Genomic DNA, 1,017 nt, shown 5'->3' on the forward strand with positions numbered 1-1,017 from the left:
GGTGACCGTTCCCACCGTCGAGGTCGCCCCCACCGATCCCGAGTCCCCGCCGGCCGGGGCCGCCTCCCTCGAGTACCGGGTACTGATCACCTACAACAGTCGCGAGGACTACCTCACGGCGGGCCCGCACGCCGCCCCGCCCAGGTGACTCCCTACTTCCCCGACGGCTGCCCTGAGACCGCGCCACCCGGATGGCCCACGGACACCCCCTACGAGCGTCCCCACTTCGTGACCATCTGCCCCGCGTGCATCCAATCCTGGCGTGGCGACTTCTTTGTCAGNGACCCGGTCCACGTCCCCGACGGCGTCCCGATCCTCCTCGCCTTCCCCTGGTCCGCCGAGATCGCGGCCGCGTCGCTGATCCCCTGACGGACGGCGGATCCCCGCGACGCCCCGGCGGGGGCGGTCACCATACGGCTGGCCTGGCATCCCAGACACCCCGGCTGGGCCGCGGCAGGCGCCACACCAGCGCCTGCCGTAGGCCAGCCGGCCCCGCCGCCGCCCGCATACCAGCACCGCGCCCCGTCGGCCACGCCCCACACCGCGGGTTGCGCCGCAGGGGCGCGGTGTCCGAGCGGGCCGGCCGCCGTCACGGCGCGCACGCCCCCCGGGGGGCCCTCCGGTTCCCGCGTCGCCGTGCCGCGCTTGCCCCGGTTCCCGTCACGGCGGGTCTGCCGGCCCGTCCGTCCGGGTGCGTGCACGGGCCGGGGGAAACGCAACCAGACGCCGGTGGCCTTGCGTGTCTTTTCCCGTCCCTACACCTGGATGCCGCCCCTTTTCCTTGGAGGTGCGCGTGAGTACTGTGCTGACCGCGGTTCTGATTCCGGTGGAGACACACCGGCCGGTCACCGCCCTCCGCCTTGACGTCGACAACCTTCCCTTTCTTTGGGAGGACGTCGGTGGGCCGGTCGAACGGGTGATATTGCTCCAGCCGGCCGGCACGCTGTATGTGAACGCCTGGGGAGTGCGTTTCGGCCTCCCCGTCAATCCGAGGGCGACGTTGCTGGCGGCGGCGGC

1 protein-coding gene is annotated in these 1,017 nt (G+C 72.9%); it reads left to right on the forward strand.

The features are described 5' to 3' along the window. Positions 1–802: 802 nt before the first annotated feature. Positions 803–1,017: hypothetical protein (locus FF86_RS34050; protein WP_242419939.1), on the forward strand; the 215-nt coding region annotated here is incomplete at its 3' end.

Origin of the sequence: Frankia sp. CpI1-P (genome assembly GCF_001421075.1) — a bacterium.
Classification (GTDB): domain Bacteria; phylum Actinomycetota; class Actinomycetes; order Frankiales; family Frankiaceae; genus Frankia; species Frankia torreyi.